This window comes from Frankia sp. AgKG'84/4 (genome assembly GCF_023242965.2).
GTDB lineage: Bacteria > Actinomycetota > Actinomycetes > Frankiales > Frankiaceae > Frankia.
This window is the reverse complement of record NZ_JALKFU020000757.1, coordinates 1-1188: the sequence shown is the minus strand read 5'-3', so window position 1 is coordinate 1188 and position 1188 is coordinate 1. Positions and strand designations below refer to the sequence as shown.

The 1188-nt window shown below is 75.3% G+C and carries 1 protein-coding gene and 1 pseudogene; one reads left to right on the top strand and one right to left on the bottom strand.

Annotated features, from left to right (window positions below):
- Window positions 1–709, bottom strand: a 709-nt coding sequence (locus MXD58_RS25000; RefSeq protein ID WP_250610082.1) for a cysteine desulfurase family protein, incomplete at its 3' end; no start/stop codon positions are given.
- Window positions 710–954: 245 nt separating this feature from the next.
- Between MXD58_RS25000 and MXD58_RS24995 the strand changes: the two are divergent.
- Window positions 955–1188: pseudogene (locus MXD58_RS24995) on the top strand (aa3-type cytochrome oxidase subunit II); the annotation flags it as partial.

Here is a 1188-nt window from a genome sequence, read left to right as displayed (position 1 = left end):
CGTCCGGGTAGCCGGCGACCCGCCCGCCTTCCCGCTCGTCGGCGGGCCCCGGGCTGCGCCAGCGGGTGCCGGTGCGCACCGCGAGGATGCCGACGCCCGCAGGGCCGCCGAACTTGTGCGCGCTGGCGGTGAGCAGGTCCGCGCCGAGGTCTCGCAGATCCACGGGCAGGTGGCCGACGGTGACGGCGGCGTCGGTGTGCAGCGGGACCCCGGCGGCGCCTAGCCGCTCGGCCACCTCGGCGACCGGTTGGAGGGTGCCGACCTCGTGGTTGGCGTGCTGCAGACTGGCGAGCGCGGTGCCCTCGACGGGGGTGTACCCGGCCGGATCGACCCGGCCGAGCCCGTCGACCGGGACCTCGACGACCCGCCCGCCGGCTCGTTCGTGGTGCGCGGCGGCGTGCAGAACGCTGGAGTGCTCGACCGCGCTCACCATCACGACGTCGCCCGTGCGCCGACGCGCGGCGGCGGTGCCGAGCACGGCCAGACTGGCCGCGGCGGTGCCACTGGCGGTGAAACTGATCTCGTCCGGGCGGGCGCCGAGCACGCCGGCGACGGTCTCCCGGGCGGCGTCGAGCAGCATTCTCGCCCGCCGGCCCTCCCGGTAGAGCCGCGCCGGGTCCGCCCAGCCGTCATCCAGCGCCACCAGGTACGCCGCGCGCGCCGCGGGGTGCAGGGGCGTGGTCGACGCATGGTCGAGATAGGCCGGCACGACTGCGACGCTACGCCCCGACGTGCCGGCGGGGGGGCGCGCGTCACAGCCCCTGATGGGGCCTGAGGCGAGAAGCCGCGGGGCCGCTGAGATACGCTGCTGCCGCACCATCTACAGCGTGTCGAAGACAGCATGTCGTCCGGAGGGATCGACCGGGGTGACATGGCGTTTGAAGGGGTTTCGCGGATGGCGGCGCAAGGCTTTTGCCCGCCGCGCGAGCCGCTAGTCGTGGGAGGCAGGACCTGGTGAGGAGATCCTTCGGTCGGACCCGGCCGTCGGTCGCGGATGTCGAGGGCACGCCGAGCACGCCGGCTGACCCCGGCGGTGCGTTCGAGGCCGTGGGCGACATGGTCGAGGCTGGCATGGCCACGGCGGGCATGGCCACGGCGGGCATGGCCACGGCGGGCATGACCACGGCGGGCATGGCCACGACGGCTGACACGGCTCCGACGGCTGGCACGGCCCGCGCGGTCGACGCT